Source organism: Agrobacterium sp. ST15.13.015, from assembly GCF_027871645.1.
In the GTDB taxonomy this organism is placed as follows: domain Bacteria; phylum Pseudomonadota; class Alphaproteobacteria; order Rhizobiales; family Rhizobiaceae; genus Agrobacterium; species Agrobacterium leguminum.
In genome coordinates this window covers 106,708-124,340 of sequence record NZ_JAQAHF010000010.1, presented here as the reverse complement: position 1 = coordinate 124,340, position 17,633 = coordinate 106,708, and the positions used below count along the sequence as shown (strand labels likewise).

At 60.9% G+C, this 17,633-nt stretch carries 15 protein-coding genes; 13 read left to right on the top strand and 2 right to left on the bottom strand.

The features are described 5' to 3' along the window. Positions 1-43: 43 nt before the first annotated feature. The 11 genes from PIB16_RS16820 (at position 44) to PIB16_RS16770 (ending at position 11,007) form a co-directional block, all read left to right on the top strand. Positions 44-1,603: an ABC transporter ATP-binding protein gene (locus tag PIB16_RS16820; protein ID WP_065655174.1), complete on the top strand. Its 1,560-nt coding sequence runs from the start codon at positions 44-46 to the stop codon at positions 1,601-1,603. Continuing rightward, on the top strand, positions 1,593-2,684 hold the full coding sequence (locus PIB16_RS16815; protein WP_003523441.1) for an ABC transporter permease: 1,092 nt from the start codon (positions 1,593-1,595) through the stop codon (positions 2,682-2,684). Before PIB16_RS16820 ends, PIB16_RS16815 begins: the two co-directional genes overlap by 11 nt. Next, the gene (locus PIB16_RS16810) at positions 2,684-3,604 is read left to right on the top strand and encodes an ABC transporter permease (RefSeq protein WP_170985897.1); all 921 of its coding nucleotides are present in this window, start codon (positions 2,684-2,686) and stop codon (positions 3,602-3,604) included. Before PIB16_RS16815 ends, PIB16_RS16810 begins: the two co-directional genes overlap by 1 nt. A gap of 35 nt (positions 3,605-3,639) precedes the next feature. Further along, on the top strand, positions 3,640-4,713 hold the full coding sequence (locus PIB16_RS16805) for a BMP family ABC transporter substrate-binding protein (RefSeq protein ID WP_003523439.1): 1,074 nt from the start codon (positions 3,640-3,642) through the stop codon (positions 4,711-4,713). Between the two features lie 212 nt (positions 4,714-4,925). Then, the gene (locus PIB16_RS16800) at positions 4,926-5,663 is read left to right on the top strand and encodes a FadR/GntR family transcriptional regulator (RefSeq protein WP_065655172.1); all 738 of its coding nucleotides are present in this window, start codon (positions 4,926-4,928) and stop codon (positions 5,661-5,663) included. Positions 5,664-5,885: 222 nt separating this feature from the next. Next, a complete protein-coding gene (gene glmU / locus PIB16_RS16795) occupies positions 5,886-7,247 on the top strand; it encodes a bifunctional UDP-N-acetylglucosamine diphosphorylase/glucosamine-1-phosphate N-acetyltransferase GlmU (RefSeq protein ID WP_271045970.1) in 1,362 nt (453 codons plus the stop codon). A 101-nt stretch (positions 7,248-7,348) separates the two neighbouring features. Further along, positions 7,349-9,175: a glutamine--fructose-6-phosphate transaminase (isomerizing) gene (gene glmS, locus PIB16_RS16790; RefSeq protein ID WP_271045969.1), complete on the top strand. Its 1,827-nt coding sequence runs from the start codon at positions 7,349-7,351 to the stop codon at positions 9,173-9,175. Further along, positions 9,172-9,675 (top strand): GNAT family N-acetyltransferase, encoded by a 504-nt coding sequence (locus tag PIB16_RS16785; protein ID WP_271045968.1) that lies wholly within the window; start codon positions 9,172-9,174, stop codon positions 9,673-9,675. Before glmS ends, PIB16_RS16785 begins: the two co-directional genes overlap by 4 nt. Before the next feature lie 13 nt (positions 9,676-9,688). After that, on the top strand, positions 9,689-10,357 hold the full coding sequence (locus tag PIB16_RS16780; protein ID WP_059760288.1) for a DUF502 domain-containing protein: 669 nt from the start codon (positions 9,689-9,691) through the stop codon (positions 10,355-10,357). Positions 10,358-10,471: 114 nt separating this feature from the next. Next, entirely contained in the window at positions 10,472-10,720 is a 249-nt protein-coding gene (locus tag PIB16_RS16775; RefSeq protein WP_442866785.1) for a CopG family ribbon-helix-helix protein, read from the top strand. Next, the gene (locus tag PIB16_RS16770; protein ID WP_271045967.1) at positions 10,717-11,007 is read left to right on the top strand and encodes a type II toxin-antitoxin system RelE/ParE family toxin; all 291 of its coding nucleotides are present in this window, start codon (positions 10,717-10,719) and stop codon (positions 11,005-11,007) included. The genes PIB16_RS16775 and PIB16_RS16770 overlap by 4 nt, the downstream gene beginning before the upstream one ends. Positions 11,008-11,031: 24 nt before the next feature. On the opposite strand, the gene PIB16_RS16765 is transcribed toward PIB16_RS16770, so the two are convergent. Both PIB16_RS16765 and recG read right to left on the bottom strand, forming a co-directional pair. Further along, positions 11,032-11,304, bottom strand: coding sequence for a hypothetical protein (locus PIB16_RS16765; protein WP_271045966.1), 273 nt, complete (start codon positions 11,302-11,304; stop codon positions 11,032-11,034). Positions 11,305-11,316: 12 nt separating this feature from the next. After that, entirely contained in the window at positions 11,317-13,422 is a 2,106-nt protein-coding gene (gene recG, locus PIB16_RS16760) for an ATP-dependent DNA helicase RecG (protein ID WP_271045965.1), read from the bottom strand. Between the two features lie 396 nt (positions 13,423-13,818). Here recG and PIB16_RS16755 point away from each other — a divergent pair, with 396 nt between their 5' ends. Beyond that, a complete protein-coding gene (locus tag PIB16_RS16755) occupies positions 13,819-14,130 on the top strand; it encodes an FAD assembly factor SdhE (protein WP_065655165.1) in 312 nt (103 codons plus the stop codon). Positions 14,131-14,134: 4 nt separating this feature from the next. Beyond that, positions 14,135-17,632, top strand: coding sequence for a transcription-repair coupling factor (gene mfd, locus PIB16_RS16750; RefSeq protein WP_271045964.1), 3,498 nt, complete (start codon positions 14,135-14,137; stop codon positions 17,630-17,632). The last annotated feature ends 1 nt before the right edge of the window (position 17,633 follow it).

Below are 17,633 nucleotides of genomic sequence, written 5' to 3'. Positions count from 1 at the left end.
AAGGCATGACGGTTGGTGAGAGAGGGAACTCGTGACTGGAACTTTGGCGCCGGAGGCCGTGCCTCTCCTGTCCGTTCGCAAGCTGACCAAGCTGTTCGGCAATTTCGCCGCCTGCAACGGCATCGATCTCGATATTGCGCCGGGCGAAATCCACGCGCTTCTGGGTGAAAACGGCGCGGGCAAATCCACGCTCGTCAAGATGCTGTTCGGCGTTCTCGCACCGACCGAGGGCGATATTATCTGGCAGGGCCAGCCGGTTTCCGTAGGCTCACCCAGTGAGGCTCGCCGGCTCGGCATCGGCATGGTCTTCCAGCATTTTTCGCTGTTCGAGGCGCTGACGGTTGCTGAAAACATCGCCCTGTCGCTCGATCCGAAAATTTCATTGAAGGAAATCGCCGGGCAAGCGGAAAAGCTGTCGCGCGCCTATGGTCTGCCGCTCGATCCCAATGCGCATGTGGCCGATCTTTCGGTCGGCGAGCGCCAGCGCATCGAAATCGTCCGAGCGCTTCTACAGAATCCGCGCCTGATCATCCTTGACGAGCCGACCTCGGTGCTGACGCCGCAGGAGGCCGACAAGCTGTTCGAGACGCTGGAGAAGCTGAAAGCCGAAGGCCGTTCCGTGCTTTATATCAGCCATCGTCTCGAAGAGGTGCAGCGCATCTGCGACCGCGCCACCGTTCTGCGTCACGGCAAGGTGACGGGGGCCTGCGATCCGCGCAGGGAAACGCCTGCATCGCTGGCGCGCATGATGGTGGGCAGCGATGTCGCAAGCGTTTCGCGGGCCACGGGCGAGGCGTTGGGTGCGCCGCAGATCGAGGTCATGGGGCTTTCGGTCGCGCCGCGCACGCCTTTTGCCGTGGCGTTGAAATCGATTTCCATGACTGTGCGCGCCGGCGAGGTGCTGGCGATTGCCGGCGTTGCCGGAAACGGGCAGGGCGAGTTGTTCGATGCGCTTTCGGGCGAATATCCGGTCTATAATAACGATGCGATCCATCTGCGGGGCAAGCCGGTCGGCCGTATCGGCATCAATGGTCGCCGGCTGATGGGTGCGGGTTTTGTGCCGGAAGAGCGCCATGGCCACGCCGCCGTTCCCGGCATGAGCCTTTCCGACAATCTGCTGCTGGCGCGGGCGCGTTCCGACCGCAAGGCGTTTCTGACCGGCGGTTTCCTGCGCATCGTGCGTGGCTCAGTCATTAAGGCGGCGGCGCGGCGTATTTCGGAAACCATGGATGTGCGCAAGAGTGGGGCAGACCCGCTGGCCGGGTCGCTATCCGGCGGCAACCTGCAGAAATTCATCGTCGGGCGCGAGCTTGACCGCCAGCCTGCCGTGCTGGTGGTCAATCAGCCGACCTGGGGCGTGGATGCGGGTGCGGCAAGCCGCATTCGCCAGGCGCTTGTCGATCTTGCCAAAGCGGGTTCGGCCGTCATCGTCATCAGCCAGGATCTCGATGAAATATTCGAAGTCGCCACCAATATCGCGGTCATTTCCGACGGCAAGCTCTCCGATGCCCATCCGGTGGAAGAGATGACGCTTGAAAAGATCGGCCTTTTGATGGGCGGCATTCACACGTCACATTCGGGAGCCGCCCAGCATGCGCATTGAGCTTGAAAAACGCGCGGGGGTTTCGAAGCTTTTCACCCTGCTTTCCCCGCTTCTGGCGCTCACGCTGACGCTGCTTGTCGGCGCGGTCATGTTCGCCATGCTCGGCAAAAATCCGGCTCACGCGCTTTACGCCTTTTTTGTCGAGCCGCTGCTGGAAGTCTGGTCGCTGCACGAGCTGGCGATCAAGGCGGCGCCGCTGATCCTGATCGGAGTCGGCCTGTCGATCTGTTATCGCTCCAATAACTGGAACATCGGCGCGGAGGGGCAGTTCACCATCGGCGCGATCACCGGCTCCATCCTGCCGGTGCTTTATCCCGACTGGCATTCGCCGCTGCTTTTGCCTTTGATGCTGGTGATGGGCGCCGTGGGCGGCGCGCTTTATGCCGGTATTCCCGCACTTTTGAAGACGAAGTTCAACACCAACGAAATCCTCGTCAGCCTGATGCTGGTCTATGTCGCGCAGCTTTTCCTCGACTGGCTGACACGCGGCATCTGGCGCGATCCGGGCGGTTACAACTTCCCGCAGACCAAGCCGTTCAACGACAGCGCCGTTCTGCCGGAAATGCTGGCATCGGGCCGTGCGCATTGGGGCTTCGTTTTCGCCATCGTCGCGGCCATCGCGCTGTGGTTCATGATGCGCTACATGCTGAAGGGCTTCGAGGTCACCGTGCTCGGCCAATCGGCGCGGGCAGGGCGCTTCGCCGGTTTTTCCTCCAGCCGCATGGTGTGGTTTTCGCTGCTGCTCTCGGGCGCGCTGGCGGGGCTTGCGGGGATATCGGAGGCCTCCGGTTCCATCGGCCATCTCCAGCCCAGCATTTCGCCGGGTTACGGCTTTACCGCCATCATCGTCGCCTTTCTCGGCCGTCTCAATCCGCTCGGCATCATCCTTTCCGGGCTGGTGCTGGCGCTGACCTATCTGGGCGGCGAGGCGGCGCAGCTTTCGATTGGCGTCTCCGACAAGGTGACGCGCGTGTTTCAGGGGCTGATGCTGTTCTTCGTGCTGTCCTGCGATACGCTGATTTTCTATCGCATCAGGGTCGTCTTTTCCGGCAAGGCGCATCGTAAAGAAGGAGCGGCATGATGGATATGCTTCAGGCCATTCTCCTCACCGTCATCACCGCCGCCACGCCGCTCGTTATCGCCGCTTCCGGCGAGCTGGTGACGGAGCGCTCCGGTGTCCTCAATCTCGGTGTCGAGGGCATGATGATCATGGGTGCGGTCTGTGCTTTCGCGGCCGCGCATATGACCGGATCTCCCTATCTCGGCATTCTGGCCGGCATTGCCTCGGGTGCGGTTTTCTCGCTGCTCTTCGGTTTCCTGACGCTGACGCTCGTTACCAATCAGGTGGCGACGGGCCTTGCGCTCACCATTCTCGGCCTCGGCGTCTCGGGCATGCTGGGTGAAAGTTTCGTCGGCCTGCCGGGTGTGAAACTGCAGCCCATCGTCTTTCCGCTGCTATCGGATATTCCCTTCTTCGGTCCGTTGTTGTTCCGGCAGGATTTGATCTTCTACCTCTCCATCGCGCTTGTCGCCGGCATCGGCTGGTTTCTGTTCAAGAGCCGGACGGGCCTCAAAATCCGCGCCATCGGCGACAGTCACGCTTCAGCCCATGCGCTCGGCATCAATGTCATCCGCACCCGTTATCTCGCCGTCATGTTCGGCGGCGCCTGTGCGGGGCTTGCCGGTGCGCAGCTGTCGCTGGTCTATACGCCGCAATGGGTGGAAAACATGTCGGCCGGGCGCGGGTGGATCGCGCTGGCGCTCGTCGTCTTCGCCTCCTGGCGTCCATGGCGGGTGCTGGCGGGCGGCTATCTGTTCGGCGCCGTCACCATCGGCCAATTGCACGCGCAGGCCTTCGGCATCGGGGTGCCATCGCAACTGCTTTCGGCACTACCTTACCTTGCAACTATTGTCGTGCTGGTCATCATCTCGCATAATCGCCGCACGACCTTGATCAACACGCCGGCCTCGCTTGGCAAATCCTTCGTGCCGGACAGGTGAAGCATTCTCACGTCTCCAAACCAACAGGGGTAAAAATGAAAAAACTGGTCATCGCACTCGCCGCTTCGGTTGCGGCTCTCGGCGGCGTCGTTTCCTCGGCGGAAGCCGCCGACGCCAAGAAGGTCTGCTTCATCTATGTCGGTTCAAAGACCGATGGCGGCTGGACGCAGGCGCATGATATCGGCCGTCAGGAACTGCAGGCGCATTTCGGCGACAAGATCGAAACGCCTTTCCTCGAAAGCGTTCCGGAAGGTCCGGATGCCGAACGCGCCATCGAGCGCATGGCCCGTTCGGGCTGCGAACTGGTGTTCACCACCTCCTTCGGCTTCATGGATGCGACCGTGAAGGTCGCCCAGAAGTTCCCCAAGGTGAAGTTCGAACACGCCACCGGCTTCAAGACCGCCGAAAACGTCGCGACCTACAATTCGCGCTTCTATGAAGGTCGCTACATTCAGGGCCAGATCGCCGCGAAGATGTCGCAGAAGGGTCTCGCCGGCTACATCGCCTCCTTCCCGATCCCGGAAGTGGTGATGGGCATCGACGCCTTCGTGCTCGGTGCGCAGTCCGTCAATCCCGACTTCAAGGTGAAGGTCGTCTGGGCCAACACCTGGTTCGACCCCGGCAAGGAAGCCGATGCCGCCAAGGCGCTGATTGACCAGGGCGTCGACATTCTGACCCAGCACACCGACACCACCGCGCCGATGCAGGTTGCGGCAGAACGCGGCATCAAGGCCTTCGGTCAGGCTTCCGACATGATCGCGGCCGGTCCGAAGACGCAGCTTACCGCCATCAAGGACACCTGGGGCGCCTATTACATCAAGCGCACACAGGCTCTTCTCGATGGCACCTGGAAGTCCGAATCCGTCTGGGACGGCCTGAAGGACGGCATCCTGACCATGGCGCCCTATACCAACATGCCTGACGACGTGAAGAAGATGGCTGAGGATACCGAAGCCAAGATCAAGTCGGGCGAGCTGCACCCTTTCACCGGCCCGGTGAAGAAGCAGGATGGTTCGGAATGGCTGAAGGCGGGTGAAAAGGCCGAGGACGGCGTTCTGCTCGGCCTCAACTTCTACGTTGCCGGCGTGGACGACAAGCTGCCGCAATAACGGGACTTTCCATTCCCGCTGATAACAGGCCGCGCATGAAATTCATGTGCGGCCTTTGTTATTTTCATATGTTTTACGCCGTGGACGAAGTTTGCCTTTGCTTTTCAGGCGACTTGATGTTTTTCACTATATTCTGACTTGAGATATACACGTCTGGCGCGATTTTTTAAGATCGCCAACCGAACGGAAGGACATGGCACTTGCAGCGCGGAATGCTCGATGCGGCTATCGGTTTTCGAAAGCTGCAGACAAATCATGCACAGGTCGTTCACAAGCTCGGTCTCGATATCGTGTCCGGCACCTTCAAGACGGGTGATATCCTGCCGGGCGATGCCGAGCTGATGGAGCGGCTGAAAGTATCACGCACAGTGCTGCGCGAAGCGATGAAGACGCTGACCGCCAAGGGCATGATTTCCCCCAAGGCGCGTATCGGCACCCGGGTGACGGAGCGCGAAAGCTGGAACATGTTCGACAGCGAAGTGCTGCTCTGGCATTTCGAGGCGGGCGTCAGCGACGAGTTTCTGCTGCATCTTTACGATATCCGTCAGGCCTTCGAGCCATATGGTGCGGGGCTTGCCGCGACGCGGGCAAAGGACGCGGATATCGCCAAGCTCGCCGCTTATGCCAACGAGATGGGCAATACGGCCTATTCAAAGGAAAAGCGCGCGCTTGCGGATATGAATTTCCATGTCCTCATCACCGAAATGTCCGGCAATCCGTTCATGCGCACCGTCGGTTCGCTGATAAAGGCGGCTCTGGTGGGCATTTTCCGGATGAGCAACCCGGAAACCGATCCCAATGAGATTTCCGACGTTTCCGCGTCCCACCTGCGGCTCGTGGAGGCGTTTCGCCTGCGCGATGAGGCCGCAGCGCGCCGCGAGATGGAAAGGCTGATCGAAAACGGCCGCCAGCAGGTGCTGGAATTCACTGCCCGCAACCCCCGGCGATAAATCACACCGCGGGAGCGGGATGCGATCCCGTTCCAATCACGTTTGATGAAAATCGGTGCGGAAATTTGGTGCAGATTTGCATGGTTTCTTAAGTGGGCCGCCGTTATAGCAATTCCGGAATGAAATTACCGATGCGCGCGTTCGTTTGCCGGACGGCGTGAAGTCAAACATATGCCGCCGTCCTGGCCGCCCTGCGGTCGGTGACTGGGTGTTGGAGGTCTTATGGAGCGCAGCTCTCTAGCCGTTATTCTCGCAGCGGGCGACAGCACGCGCATGAAATCGTCGAAATCCAAGGTGCTGCATCCGGTCGCCGGGCGTCCGATGATCAGCCATGTGGTTGAGGCGGTGGCTGGATCTGGCGTCGGCACGGTGGCGCTGGTGGTCGGGCGCGATGCCGACAATGTCGCTGCCGCCGCAAGCATGAAGGGTCTTCAGGTCGAAGCTTTCCTGCAGACGGAACGCAAGGGCACCGGCCATGCGGTTCTTGCCGCACGCGCAGCCATCGAGCGCGGTTTCGACGATCTCATCGTTGCCTATGGCGATGTCCCGCTCATCACGTCTGCAACGCTCGACCGGGCGCGTGAGGCGATTGCCGCCGGCGCCGATGTCGCCGTCATCGGTTTCCATACCGATCGCCCGACCGGTTACGGCCGGCTTCTGGTCAAGGATGGCGAACTTGTCGCTATCCGCGAGGAGAAGGATGCGACCGATGCGGAGCGTAAGGTTACCTGGTGCAATAGCGGATTGATGGCCATCAACGGCCGCAACGCGCTGGACCTGCTCGACCGGATCGGCAACAGCAATGTGAAGGGCGAATATTATCTGACCGATGTGGTCGAGATCGCCCGTTCCCTCGGCCGCCGCGCCGTCGCCATCGATGCGCCCGAAACGGAACTGGTCGGCTGTAACAACCGCGCCGAACTGGCCTTTATCGAGAAGCTCTGGCAGGAACGTCGCCGCCACGAATTGATGGTGGACGGCGTTTCGATGATTGCGCCCGAAACCGTCTTCCTCTCCTATGACACGAAGATCGGTCAGGACGTCTTGATCGAGCCGAATGTCGTCATCGGTCCCGGCGTCACCATCGAGCCGGGCGCCGTCATCCATGCGTTTTCGCATCTGGAAGGGGCGCATGTCGCCGAAGGTGCGGCCGTCGGCCCCTATGCGCGGCTGCGTCCGGGCGCGAACCTGCATGCCAATGCCAAGGTGGGCAATTTCTGCGAGGTCAAGAAGGCGGAGATCGGTGAGGGCGCCAAGGTCAACCATCTGACCTATATCGGCGATGCATTCATCGGCGCGGGCAGCAATATCGGTGCGGGCACCATCACCTGCAATTACGACGGCTACAACAAGGCCGAAACGCGGATTGGTGCGAACAGTTTTATTGGTTCGAACTCGTCGCTGGTCGCTCCTGTCACCATTGGAGAGGGGGCCTATATCGCCTCCGGCAGCGTCATTACCGATGACGTGCCTGAAGATGCGCTAGCGTTCGGGCGCGCACGCCAGGAGGTGAAACCCGGTCGCGCGACGGTGGTGCGCGAGCGGGCGAAGGCGTTGAAGGAAGCGAAGAAAAAGTCGTCCTGACGGACGTTACCAAACGATACCGAAAGTGACCGGCGCCATAATTGCGGATTGTTCGGGAACGGTTAGTAGTTTCGGCGAAGAGATCGCCGCTGGAGAAATATATGTGCGGAATTGTCGGAATTGTCGGAACCCAGCCCGTTGCTGAACGGCTTGTCGATGCGCTGAAGCGTCTCGAATATCGCGGTTACGATTCGGCTGGTGTCGCCACCATCGACAATGGCGCGATGGACCGTCGCCGGGCGGAAGGCAAGCTGTTCAATCTCGAGAAGCTGGTTTCGGAAAAGCCGCTGCCGGGTGTGGTCGGCATCGCCCATACACGTTGGGCGACGCATGGTGTTCCCAACGAAACCAATGCCCATCCGCATTTCGTCGATGGCGTTGCCGTCGTCCATAACGGCATCATCGAAAACTTCGCCGAACTACGTGAAGAGCTGACCGCCGAGGGCGCGACCTTCACCACCCAGACGGACACCGAAGTGGTGGCGCAGCTTCTGGCGAAATATACCCGCGAGGGTCTTGGCCATCGCGAGGCGATGCTGAAGATGCTGAACCGCGTGACGGGCGCCTATGCTCTGGTGGTGATGTTCAAGGACGATCCCGGCACGCTGCTTTCGGCGCGCTCCGGCCCGCCGCTTGCCGTCGGTTACGGTCGGGGCGAAATGTTCCTTGGTTCCGACGCCATCGCGCTGTCACCCTTCACCAACGAGATCACCTATCTTGTGGATGGCGACTGCGCCATCGTGACCCGGCAGGGTGCGGAAATCATCGATTTCGCCGGCAAGCCGGTGAAGCGCGAGCGTCAAATCTCGCAGGCGACGGCCTATGTGGTCGATAAGGGCAACCATCGCCACTTCATGGAAAAGGAAATCTACGAGCAGCCGGAAGTCATTTCCCATGCGCTCAGCCACTATGTGGATTTCGCTTCCAAGACCGTGAAGCAGGCGGACACGGCCATCGATTTCGCCAAGCTTTCCGGCCTTGCCATCTCCGCCTGCGGCACGGCCTATCTGTCCGGCCTGATCGGCAAATACTGGTTCGAACGTTATGCCCGCCTGCCGGTGGAAATCGATGTCGCCTCGGAGTTCCGCTACCGCGAAATCCCGCTCGTCCCCACGCAGGCTGCGCTGTTCATTTCGCAATCGGGCGAAACTGCCGATACGCTGGCGGCCCTGCGTTATTGCCAGCAGGAAGGGCTGAAGATCGGCGCGGTGGTCAACACTCGTGAATCCACCATGGCGCGCGAATCCGATGCGATCTTCCCGATCCTCGCCGGTCCGGAAATCGGCGTCGCCTCCACCAAGGCCTTCACCTGCCAGCTTGCCGTGCTCGCGTCGCTTGCCGTTGCCGCCGGAAAAGCGCGCGGTACGGTCACGCCCCAGCAGGAAACCGAACTGGTTCGCCATCTCACCGAGATGCCGCGCATCATGAGCAAGGTTCTCAACAGCATCCAGCCGCAGATTGAAGCGCTGTCACGCGATCTGTCGAGGTTCAAGGACGTGCTTTATCTCGGCCGTGGCACCAGCTTCCCGCTGGCGCTGGAAGGCGCGCTGAAGCTCAAGGAAATCTCCTATATCCACGCCGAGGGTTATGCCGCCGGCGAGCTGAAGCATGGGCCTATCGCGCTGATCGACGAGAACATGCCGGTCATCGTCATCGCGCCGCATGATCGTTTCTTCGAAAAGACCGTGTCGAACATGCAGGAGGTCGCCGCGCGCGGCGGCCGCATCATCTTCATCACCGATGAGAAGGGGGCTGCCGCCTCCAAGCTCGACACCATGGCGACGATCACCCTGCCCAATGTCGATGAGCTTATTGCGCCGATGGTCTTCTCGCTGCCGATCCAGCTGCTCGCCTATCACACTGCCGTCTTCATGGGCACGGATGTGGACCAGCCGCGCAATCTGGCGAAATCGGTAACGGTGGAATGATCATCCGGCCGGAGCGTCAGGGCGATGAAGAGGCGATCGCTCGCGTTACGGAAGATGCTTTCCGTAACGTCGATTATAGCGACAAGACGGAACATCTGATCGTCGAGCGGTTGCGCAGGGCAGGCGCGCTCACCGTTTCACTGGTTGCCGAGGATAGCGAAGGCATCATCGGCCATGTCGGTTTTTCGCCTGTGACGCTCACCAGCGGCGAGACCGGCTGGTTCTGCCTCGCGCCGCTTTCCGTGACACCGGAACGGCAGGGGCAGGGCGTTGGCTCCAGGCTGGTGAGGGACGGGCTTGCCGTTCTGGAGCGTCTGAATGCGTCCGGCGCGGTTGTCGCGGGCGATCCGGACTACTATGGCCGCTTCGGTTTTCGCCATGTCGAAGGGGTGAATGCGGAAGGGATTCCTGACGAATATTTCACAGTTCTTCGCTTGCATGGTGGAACTCCATCCGGCATTGTCGGTTTTCATCCGGGTTTCGATGGCGACAACGCTTAATTCCGAACGGTAAATGACCGATATTCCAGTTAAAATTTCATTCGCAGCCCGGCTGCGCAATAGTTTCCTCACGGGCGTTCTGATCCTCGCGCCCGTCACCATCACCATGTGGCTGGTGTGGAGCTTCCTGCAATGGGCCGATAGCTGGGTGAAGCCCTATATTCCGGCCCGTTACGATCCCGAGCAATATTTCGATGTGGCTATTCCCGGTTTCGGCCTGCTGATCGCCGTCATCGGCATCACCCTCATCGGTTTTCTCGGCAACAACCTCATCGGCAAATGGATTTTCGGCGTCGGTGAATCCATCCTCAACCGCATGCCGCTGGTGCGGCCGATCTACAAGAGCATCAAGCAGCTGTTCGAATCCGTCCTGAAGGAGCATTCGAACTCCTTCAAGAAGGTCGGCCTGATCGAGTTTCCGTCATCCGGCACCTGGGCGATGGTGTTCGTCGCCTCCGAGGCCAAGGGCGAGCTTGCCCATCGTTTCAATGAAATGGGCCAGCAGATGGTCGCCGTCTTCCTGCCGCCGACACCGGTGCCGACAGCCGGTTTTCTGCTGTTCGTGCCGAAAGACAAGATCGTGATGCTGGATATGACGCCGGAAGATGCGGCGAAACTGCTGATATCCGGCGGTCTGGTGGCCCCGGATTTCAAGCCGCCGAAGATGATCGCGCCGGTTTGAACGCGTTCGCAAGGCGCTAGATTCCTTCCTCCATTCTCACGGAGGGAGGTAAAGCCATACGGTTGACGAACCAATGTGGTTCACCAATAATCACAGTGAACCAACAAGGTTGCGATTATGACTGCATTTACTGTTCGTCTGCCTGATGAGGTTGCCGACAAACTCGACCAATTGGCGGAAAAACTTGACCGGTCGCGATCCTATATGGCGGCGCGGGCGATTGAGGACTTTATCGCCCGCGAGGAGTGGCAGCTTGCCGAGATTGAGGCGGGTGTGGCGGAAGCCGATCGCGGCGAGTTCGGGACATCTGAGGATCTCGCAAACATTGTCGGGAAATATGTAAAATCCGCTCGGCCGTCATGAATGACCGGCGAATTCGTTGGACCTTACGGGCGCTGCGACGGCTCGATGAAATTGGTGTACATATCGAAAAGGATAATCCAGCGGCTGCGGCCCGGGTGATTTCCCGCATTGTTTCAGCGGTTGATATGTTGGTGGAACAGCCAGCCATGGGGCGGGTCGGACGCATCAGAGGAACACGGGAAGCCGTGCTTTCCGACATTTCCTATATCATTGCCTATCGTGTGGACGAGGATATCGAAATTTTGACGATCATCCACACATCGCAGCGGTGGCCTTCGGCGCTTTAGCCCAACAGTCTCCGGACTTCATGGTCAGTCCTCATCATCCAGATCATCCACTTCGGTCCCCGTATTGGTCGCGTGGAATACGGGAACGAAAAGCCGCATATAGACCAGCCGCACGCTCCAGCCTTCTTCCAGTGCCTGGCTCCACCCCTTCTTGCGGCCGGGCTTCTTGAACGCCTTGCCGATCGCCTTTTTCGCACTCTTCGCAAATGTCTCGGGCTGCAGGATATTCTGCGGCGAACAGAGCGCGTAGCCCTTGCGGAAGGCGGGTGGCGGGCGGCGTGGGTCGATCATGTTCATGGCGGTTCACTTTCAGCCGGCGTGCAGGAAGCGGATCGCTTCGTCGCGGCGGTGCAAATAGAGCAGGGTACGCAGCGCATTGCCGCGTGGACCTGTCAGTTCGGGGTCACGCTCAATGACGTAGGCTGCGTCCTTGCGGGCGATTTCCAGAAGGTCGGCATGGGCTTCGAGGCTTGCGATGCGGAAGCCCGGCGCGCCGGACTGGCGGGTGCCGAGCAGCTCGCCTTCACCACGCAGCTTCAAATCCTCCTCGGCAATCAGGAAGCCATCTTCGCTGTCGCGCAGGATGGAAAGCCGGGCGCGGCCGTTTTCGCTGAGCGGGCCTTTATAGAGCAGGATGCAGGTGGAGGCCTCCTCGCCGCGCCCCACACGGCCGCGCAGCTGGTGCAGCTGGGCGAGGCCGAAACGCTCGGCATGTTCGATGACCATGATCGTCGCATCCGGCACGTCGACGCCCACTTCGACCACTGTCGTGGCCACCAGCAGGCGGGTTTCGCCGTTCTTGAAGGCGAGCATGGCAGCGTCTTTTTCCGGGCCGCTCATGCGTCCATGGATCAGGCCGATATTGGCGCCGAGCATCTGTGAGAGAACCGCGTGGCGCTCCTCCGCCGACATCAGCTCGGACTCTTCCGTTTCCTCCACCAGCGGGCAGATCCAGTAGGCCTTCTTGCCTTCCTTCAGCGCCGCACGAAGTCGCTCGACAATATCGCCGATCCGTTCAGTCGGGATCGTCACGGTCTGGATGGGTTTGCGGCCCGCCGGTTTTTCGGTGAGCTTGGAGACATCCATATCGCCGAAAGCGGCCAAAACCAGCGTGCGCGGAATGGGCGTGGCGGTCATGACCAGCATGTGTGGCGTGATGCCCTTGGCGGTGAGGCGCAGGCGCTGGTGCACGCCGAAGCGATGCTGTTCGTCCACTACTGCCAGCACGAGGTTCCTGTAACTCACGCTGTCCTGAAACAGCGCATGCGTGCCGATGACGATCTGCGCTTCGCCGGAAGCGATGCGCTCCTCGATCTCGCGGCGCTCCTTGCCCTTGGTGCGGCCGGTCAGCACTTCGACGGTGATGCCTGCTACCTGAGCGAGTTTGGATATGGTGGCGTAGTGCTGCCGGGCAAGGATTTCGGTCGGCGCCATCAGCACCGCCTGTCCGCCGGCTTCCACGGCCGTTGCCATCGCCATCAGCGCCACCAGCGTCTTGCCGGCGCCGACATCGCCCTGCAGCAGGCGTAACATGCGGTCTTCGCCGGCCATGTCGGTCAGGATATCTTTCACCGCAGCGCTCTGGCTCGCCGTCAGCGAGAAGGGCAGTTGCGACAGGATTTTTGCGGCGACATCACCCCTGGCGCGGATCGGCTGGCCCGCCACCTTGCGCAGTCGCTGGCGCACCAGCGCCAGTGACAGCTGCCCGGCGAGGAATTCGTCATAGGCAAGCCGCCTGCGTGCCGGCGCCTGCGGCTCGATATCGGCGCTGTCGCGCGGGTCGTGCAATTCGCGGAAGCTTGAAGCGACGTCGCCGAAGCCATGGCGGGTCTTGAGCGTCTCATCGATCCATTCCGGAAAGACCGGCAGCTTTGAAAGCCCGCCTTCGATTGCCTTGCGCAGCACCTTGGCAGACAGCCCGGCGGTCATGGGATAAACGGCTTCCACCAAAGGCAGGTTTTCCGCCTCGGAAAGCTTCACCATGAAATCCGGATGCACCATGGAGGCGCGGCCGTTGAACCAGTCCACCTTGCCGCTGACGAGAACCTCTTCATCGACGGGCAGGGCCTTGGACAGCCAGTCGCCCTTGGCGCGGAAGAAGGTCAGCGCCAGTTCACCGGTTTCGTCATGCAGGAAGACGCGATAGGGCGCGTTGCGGTTTCCCGGCGGTGGCGGCTGGTGGCGGTCGATGCGTCCCTGAATGGTGACAATGGCGCCGGGTGCTGCCAGCGCAATGCCGGGGCGGTTGCGGCGGTCGATGACGTTGGATGGCGCGTGGAAGAGGAGATCGATGACGCGGGTGTCGTCGGCGCTTTCCCGGCTGAGCAGCTTGGCCAGAAGATCGGCAAGTTTCGGCCCCACACCGGCAAGGGTGGAGACGGAGGCAAACAGCGGATCAAGAATGGCCGGGCGCATGGGTCAGCAAAATCGGGGAAGGGGGCGGCTTATGCAAGACTTCGCTGGCCACAAAGGCGGGTTATCACCGGCAGATTTTCACCGCCGTGGCATTATTTCGATAAAAACCGGTTCCCAAGCGTTCGCCTCCTGTTCTATAGGAGGTCGTAATGGACGGCACAAAGATTGAGCAGCAGGCTGCAAGTTCGAAGCCTGCTGTTTTCCGTGACGCTCACCTCTCCTCATCCCTGTGCTTGTCACAGGGATCCAGTCAGCCCAAGTCCTTGGGCTGAAAGGAGTCTCTCCGCCGCGCCGACGCGCGTCGGCTGGATTCCTGTGACGAGCACAGGAATGAGGGGGTGGATGGCGTGTCAGGTGAAATCATGTGCTGCAAACCGATACGGGAAGGAAAATGCGATGACTGGACTGGTGCGCACGAGTGCCGACCTCGATCCGAGACGCCGGCGGATTCTTTACCGCTGCTGGCATCGGGGCATTCGCGAGATGGATCTGGTGCTCGGGCAATTCGCGGAAGACAATATTGCCGGGCTTTCCGATGACCAGCTCGACGAGTTGGAAGTCATTATGGCGGAAGAGGATAACGACCTCGTCAAGATGGTGACCGGCGCCCTTGCCATACCGGAAAAATTCCAGACCCCGCTGTTTGAGAAGATCGCCTCCTACCGTCCCGATTTCGATCTCGTCACCACTGACACCCTGAAAGCGTGAGAATATGATAGCCGGATTCGATGCAAAGCTGGTGTCGTCGGCCGATACGCCGCTGACCATCGGAAACGTGCCTTCCGGCATGGAAGCCCTGTTGCTTGCCGATATGGCGCGGGCGGGCACGTCGGTGGCTTATGTGATGTCGGATGGCCAGCGGGTCGCCGATCTCGAACAGATCCTCGGTTTCGTCGCACCTGATATTCCGGTGATGACGCTTCCCGCCTGGGACTGCCTTCCCTATGACCGCGTGTCACCGAGCGCCGACACCTCTGCGCGCCGGCTGGCGGCGCTCTCCGGTCTGATTGCCCATGCGAAGAAACCGCATCCGGCCATCGTGCTGGTCACCGTCAACGCCATGCTGCAGAAGATGGCGCCGCGCGACATTATCGAGAGTCTCGGCTTTTCTGCCAAACCCGGCAACCAGATCCGCATGGAGGAGATTGCCGCGCGGCTGGAGCGCAACGGTTTCGACCGGGTGGCGACAGTGCGCGAAGTGGGCGAATTCGCCGTGCGTGGCGGCATTCTCGACGTCTTCGTGCCGGGCACGGAAGAGCCGGTGCGGCTCGATTTCTTCGGCGATACGCTGGAAAGCATCCGCACCTTTGATCCGGCCAGCCAGCGCACCATCGGTCAGGCGCGCTCGCTCGATTTGAACCCGATGAGCGAAGTGACGCTGACGCCGGATACGATCAGCCGTTTCCGCAAGAATTACCTGTCGCTGTTCGGTGCGGCGACGCGAGACGATGCGCTTTATCAGACCGTCTCCGAAGGCCGCCGTTATGCCGGTATGGAGCACTGGCTGCCGCTGTTTTACGAGCAGCTGGAAACCGCCTTCGATTATCTGAAGGGCTTCCGCATCGTCACCGATCATACGGCGCGGGAGGCGGCGAAAGAGCGCTCCAAGCTGGTGCTCGATTATTACGATGCGCGCCGCAGTTCCGGCGAAACCAAGGGCTCGACGCAGGGCGCGCCCTACAAGCCGGTTTCGCCTGGCCAGCTTTATCTCGATGGCAAGAGTTTCGATGCCGCGCTCGCCGCCGTTAACGCCGTGCGTCTCACGCCCTTCAACGAGCAGGACAGCGAAGGCCGCCCCGTCGCGACGCTCGATGCCCATGTCGGTCCGCGCTGGGCGCGCCCGCCAACCGAAGGCGAGAGCGAAGAACGCGTCAATGTTTTCGATCTGGCGGTGAAGCACATTGCCGAACGCCGCGCCAAGGGCTGGAAGGTGCTGATCACTGGCTGGTCGGAAGGTTCGCTCGACCGGTTGTTGCAGGTGCTGAACGAGCACGGGCTTGAGAAGATCAAGCCGGTCACCTCGCTGAAAGAGGTGGAGAAGCTTGGCAAGGGCGAGGCGGCCTCGGCGGTTCTCAGCCTTGAGGCGGGTTTCGAGACCGGAACGCTGGCCGTTATCGGCGAGCAGGATATTCTCGGCGACCGCATGGTGCGCCGCTCCAAGCGCCGCAAGCGCGGCGCGGATTTCATCTCGGAAGTGGCGGGGCTGGATGAGGGCTCGCTGGTCGTCCATGCCGAACATGGCATCGGCCGCTTCGTCGGCCTGCGGACCATCGAGGCGGCGGGTGCGCCACGCGCCTGCCTGGAACTGCATTATGCCGATGACGCCAAGCTGTTCCTGCCGGTTGAAAACATCGATCTTCTGTCGCGTTACGGCTCGGATGCGGCGGAAGCGCAGCTGGACAAGCTTGGCGGCGGCGCATGGCAGATGCGCAAGGCCAAGCTCAAGAAGCGCCTGCTGGACATGGCGGACGAGCTTATCCGCATCGCGGCTGCGCGCCTGGTGCGCCATGCGCCGGTGCTGACTGCGCCGGATGGGCTTTATGACGAATTCGCCGCTCGTTTCCCCTATGACGAGACGGAAGACCAGCTGAACGCGATTGAGTCCATCCGCGAGGATCTCGGCGCCGGCCGGCCGATGGATCGCCTGATCTGCGGCGATGTCGGTTTCGGCAAGACGGAAGTGGCGCTTCGCGCCGCTTTTCTCGCCGCCATGAATGGTGTGCAGGTGGCGGTGGTGGTGCCGACCACGCTGCTCTCCCGCCAGCATTTCCGCACCTTCTCGGAACGTTTCCGTGGGTTGCCGATCCGGGTGCAGCAGGCTTCGCGTCTCGTCGGCTCCAAGGAACTGGCGCTGACCAAGAAGGAAGTTGCTGACGGAAAGACGGATATCGTCGTCGGTACCCATGCGCTGCTCGGCGCGGGCATCAGCTTCGCCAATCTCGGCCTGCTGATCATCGATGAAGAGCAGCATTTCGGTGTGAAGCACAAGGAGCGGCTGAAGGAGCTGAAGAGCGACGTGCATGTGCTGACGCTCTCCGCGACGCCCATTCCGCGCACCTTGCAGCTTGCCATGACGGGCGTGCGCGAGTTGTCGCTCATCACCACGCCGCCGGTGGACCGTATGGCGGTGCGCACCTTCATCTCGCCGTTTGATCCGCTGGTGATCCGCGAAACGCTGATGCGCGAACATTATCGCGGCGGCCAGAGTTTTTACGTCTGCCCCCGTCTTGCCGATCTTGCCGACATTCACGCCTTCCTGCAATCGGATGTGCCGGAGCTGAAGGTAGCGGTGGCACACGGCCAGATGCCGGCCGGCGAACTCGAAGACATCATGAATGCCTTTTATGACGGCAAGTATGATGTGCTGCTGTCGACCACCATCGTCGAATCCGGCCTTGATGTGCCAACTGCCAATACGCTGATCGTGCACCGTGCCGATATGTTCGGCCTTGCCCAGCTTTACCAGCTGCGCGGCCGTGTCGGCCGTTCCAAGGTGCGCGCCTTCGCGCTCTTCACCCTGCCGGTCAACAAGGTGTTGACGACGATGGCCGAGCGGCGGCTGAAGGTGCTGCAATCGCTCGATACGCTCGGTGCCGGCTTCCAGCTGGCGAGCCACGACCTCGATATTCGCGGTGCGGGCAATCTGCTCGGCGAGGAACAGTCCGGCCATATCAAGGAAGTTGGTTTCGAGCTTTACCAGCAGATGCTGGAAGAGGCGGTTGCAGAAGTGAAGGGTGACGAGCAGGTGCAGGATAGCGGCTGGTCGCCGCAAATCTCGGTTGGCACCTCCGTCATGATCCCGGAAGACTACGTGCCGGATCTGCATCTGCGCATGGGTCTTTACCGCCGTCTCGGCGAGCTTGCGGATATCAGCGAGATCGATGGTTTCGGTGCGGAAATGATCGACCGTTTCGGCCCGTTGCCGAAAGAAGTGCAGCATCTGCTCAAGATCGTCTACATCAAGTCGCTCTGCCGCATTGCCAATGTCGAGAAGCTGGATGCCGGGCCGAAGGGCGTTGTCGTGCAGTTCCGCAACAAGGAATTCCCCAATCCGGCGGCGCTGGTCGGTTACATCGGCAAGCAGGGATCGATGGCGAAAATCCGCCCCGATCACAGTCTGTTCCTCAATCGCGATCTGCCGACGCCGGAAAAGCGGCTGGCGGGTGCGGCGATGGTCATGACACAGCTGGCGGAGCTGGCGCGTTCCTAAA

Excerpts from the sequence above, each read along its gene's own strand:
- PIB16_RS16815 (WP_003523441.1), top strand. The coding sequence starts at position 1,593 with ATGCGCATTGAGCTTGAAAAACGCGCGGGGGTTTCGAAGCTTTTCACC.
- PIB16_RS16810 (WP_170985897.1), top strand. The coding sequence starts at position 2,684 with ATGGATATGCTTCAGGCCATTCTCCTCACCGTCATCACCGCCGCCACG.
- PIB16_RS16805 (WP_003523439.1), top strand. The coding sequence starts at position 3,640 with ATGAAAAAACTGGTCATCGCACTCGCCGCTTCGGTTGCGGCTCTCGGC.
- PIB16_RS16800 (WP_065655172.1), top strand. The coding sequence starts at position 4,926 with ATGCTCGATGCGGCTATCGGTTTTCGAAAGCTGCAGACAAATCATGCA.
- glmU (WP_271045970.1), top strand. The coding sequence starts at position 5,886 with ATGGAGCGCAGCTCTCTAGCCGTTATTCTCGCAGCGGGCGACAGCACG.
- glmS (WP_271045969.1), top strand. The coding sequence starts at position 7,349 with ATGTGCGGAATTGTCGGAATTGTCGGAACCCAGCCCGTTGCTGAACGG.
- PIB16_RS16785 (WP_271045968.1), top strand. The coding sequence starts at position 9,172 with ATGATCATCCGGCCGGAGCGTCAGGGCGATGAAGAGGCGATCGCTCGC.
- PIB16_RS16780 (WP_059760288.1), top strand. The coding sequence starts at position 9,689 with ATGACCGATATTCCAGTTAAAATTTCATTCGCAGCCCGGCTGCGCAAT.
- PIB16_RS16770 (WP_271045967.1), top strand. The coding sequence starts at position 10,717 with ATGAATGACCGGCGAATTCGTTGGACCTTACGGGCGCTGCGACGGCTC.
- PIB16_RS16765 (WP_271045966.1), bottom strand. The coding sequence starts at position 11,304 with ATGAACATGATCGACCCACGCCGCCCGCCACCCGCCTTCCGCAAGGGC.
- recG (WP_271045965.1), bottom strand. The coding sequence starts at position 13,422 with ATGCGCCCGGCCATTCTTGATCCGCTGTTTGCCTCCGTCTCCACCCTT.
- PIB16_RS16755 (WP_065655165.1), top strand. The coding sequence starts at position 13,819 with ATGACTGGACTGGTGCGCACGAGTGCCGACCTCGATCCGAGACGCCGG.
- mfd (WP_271045964.1), top strand. The coding sequence starts at position 14,135 with ATGATAGCCGGATTCGATGCAAAGCTGGTGTCGTCGGCCGATACGCCG.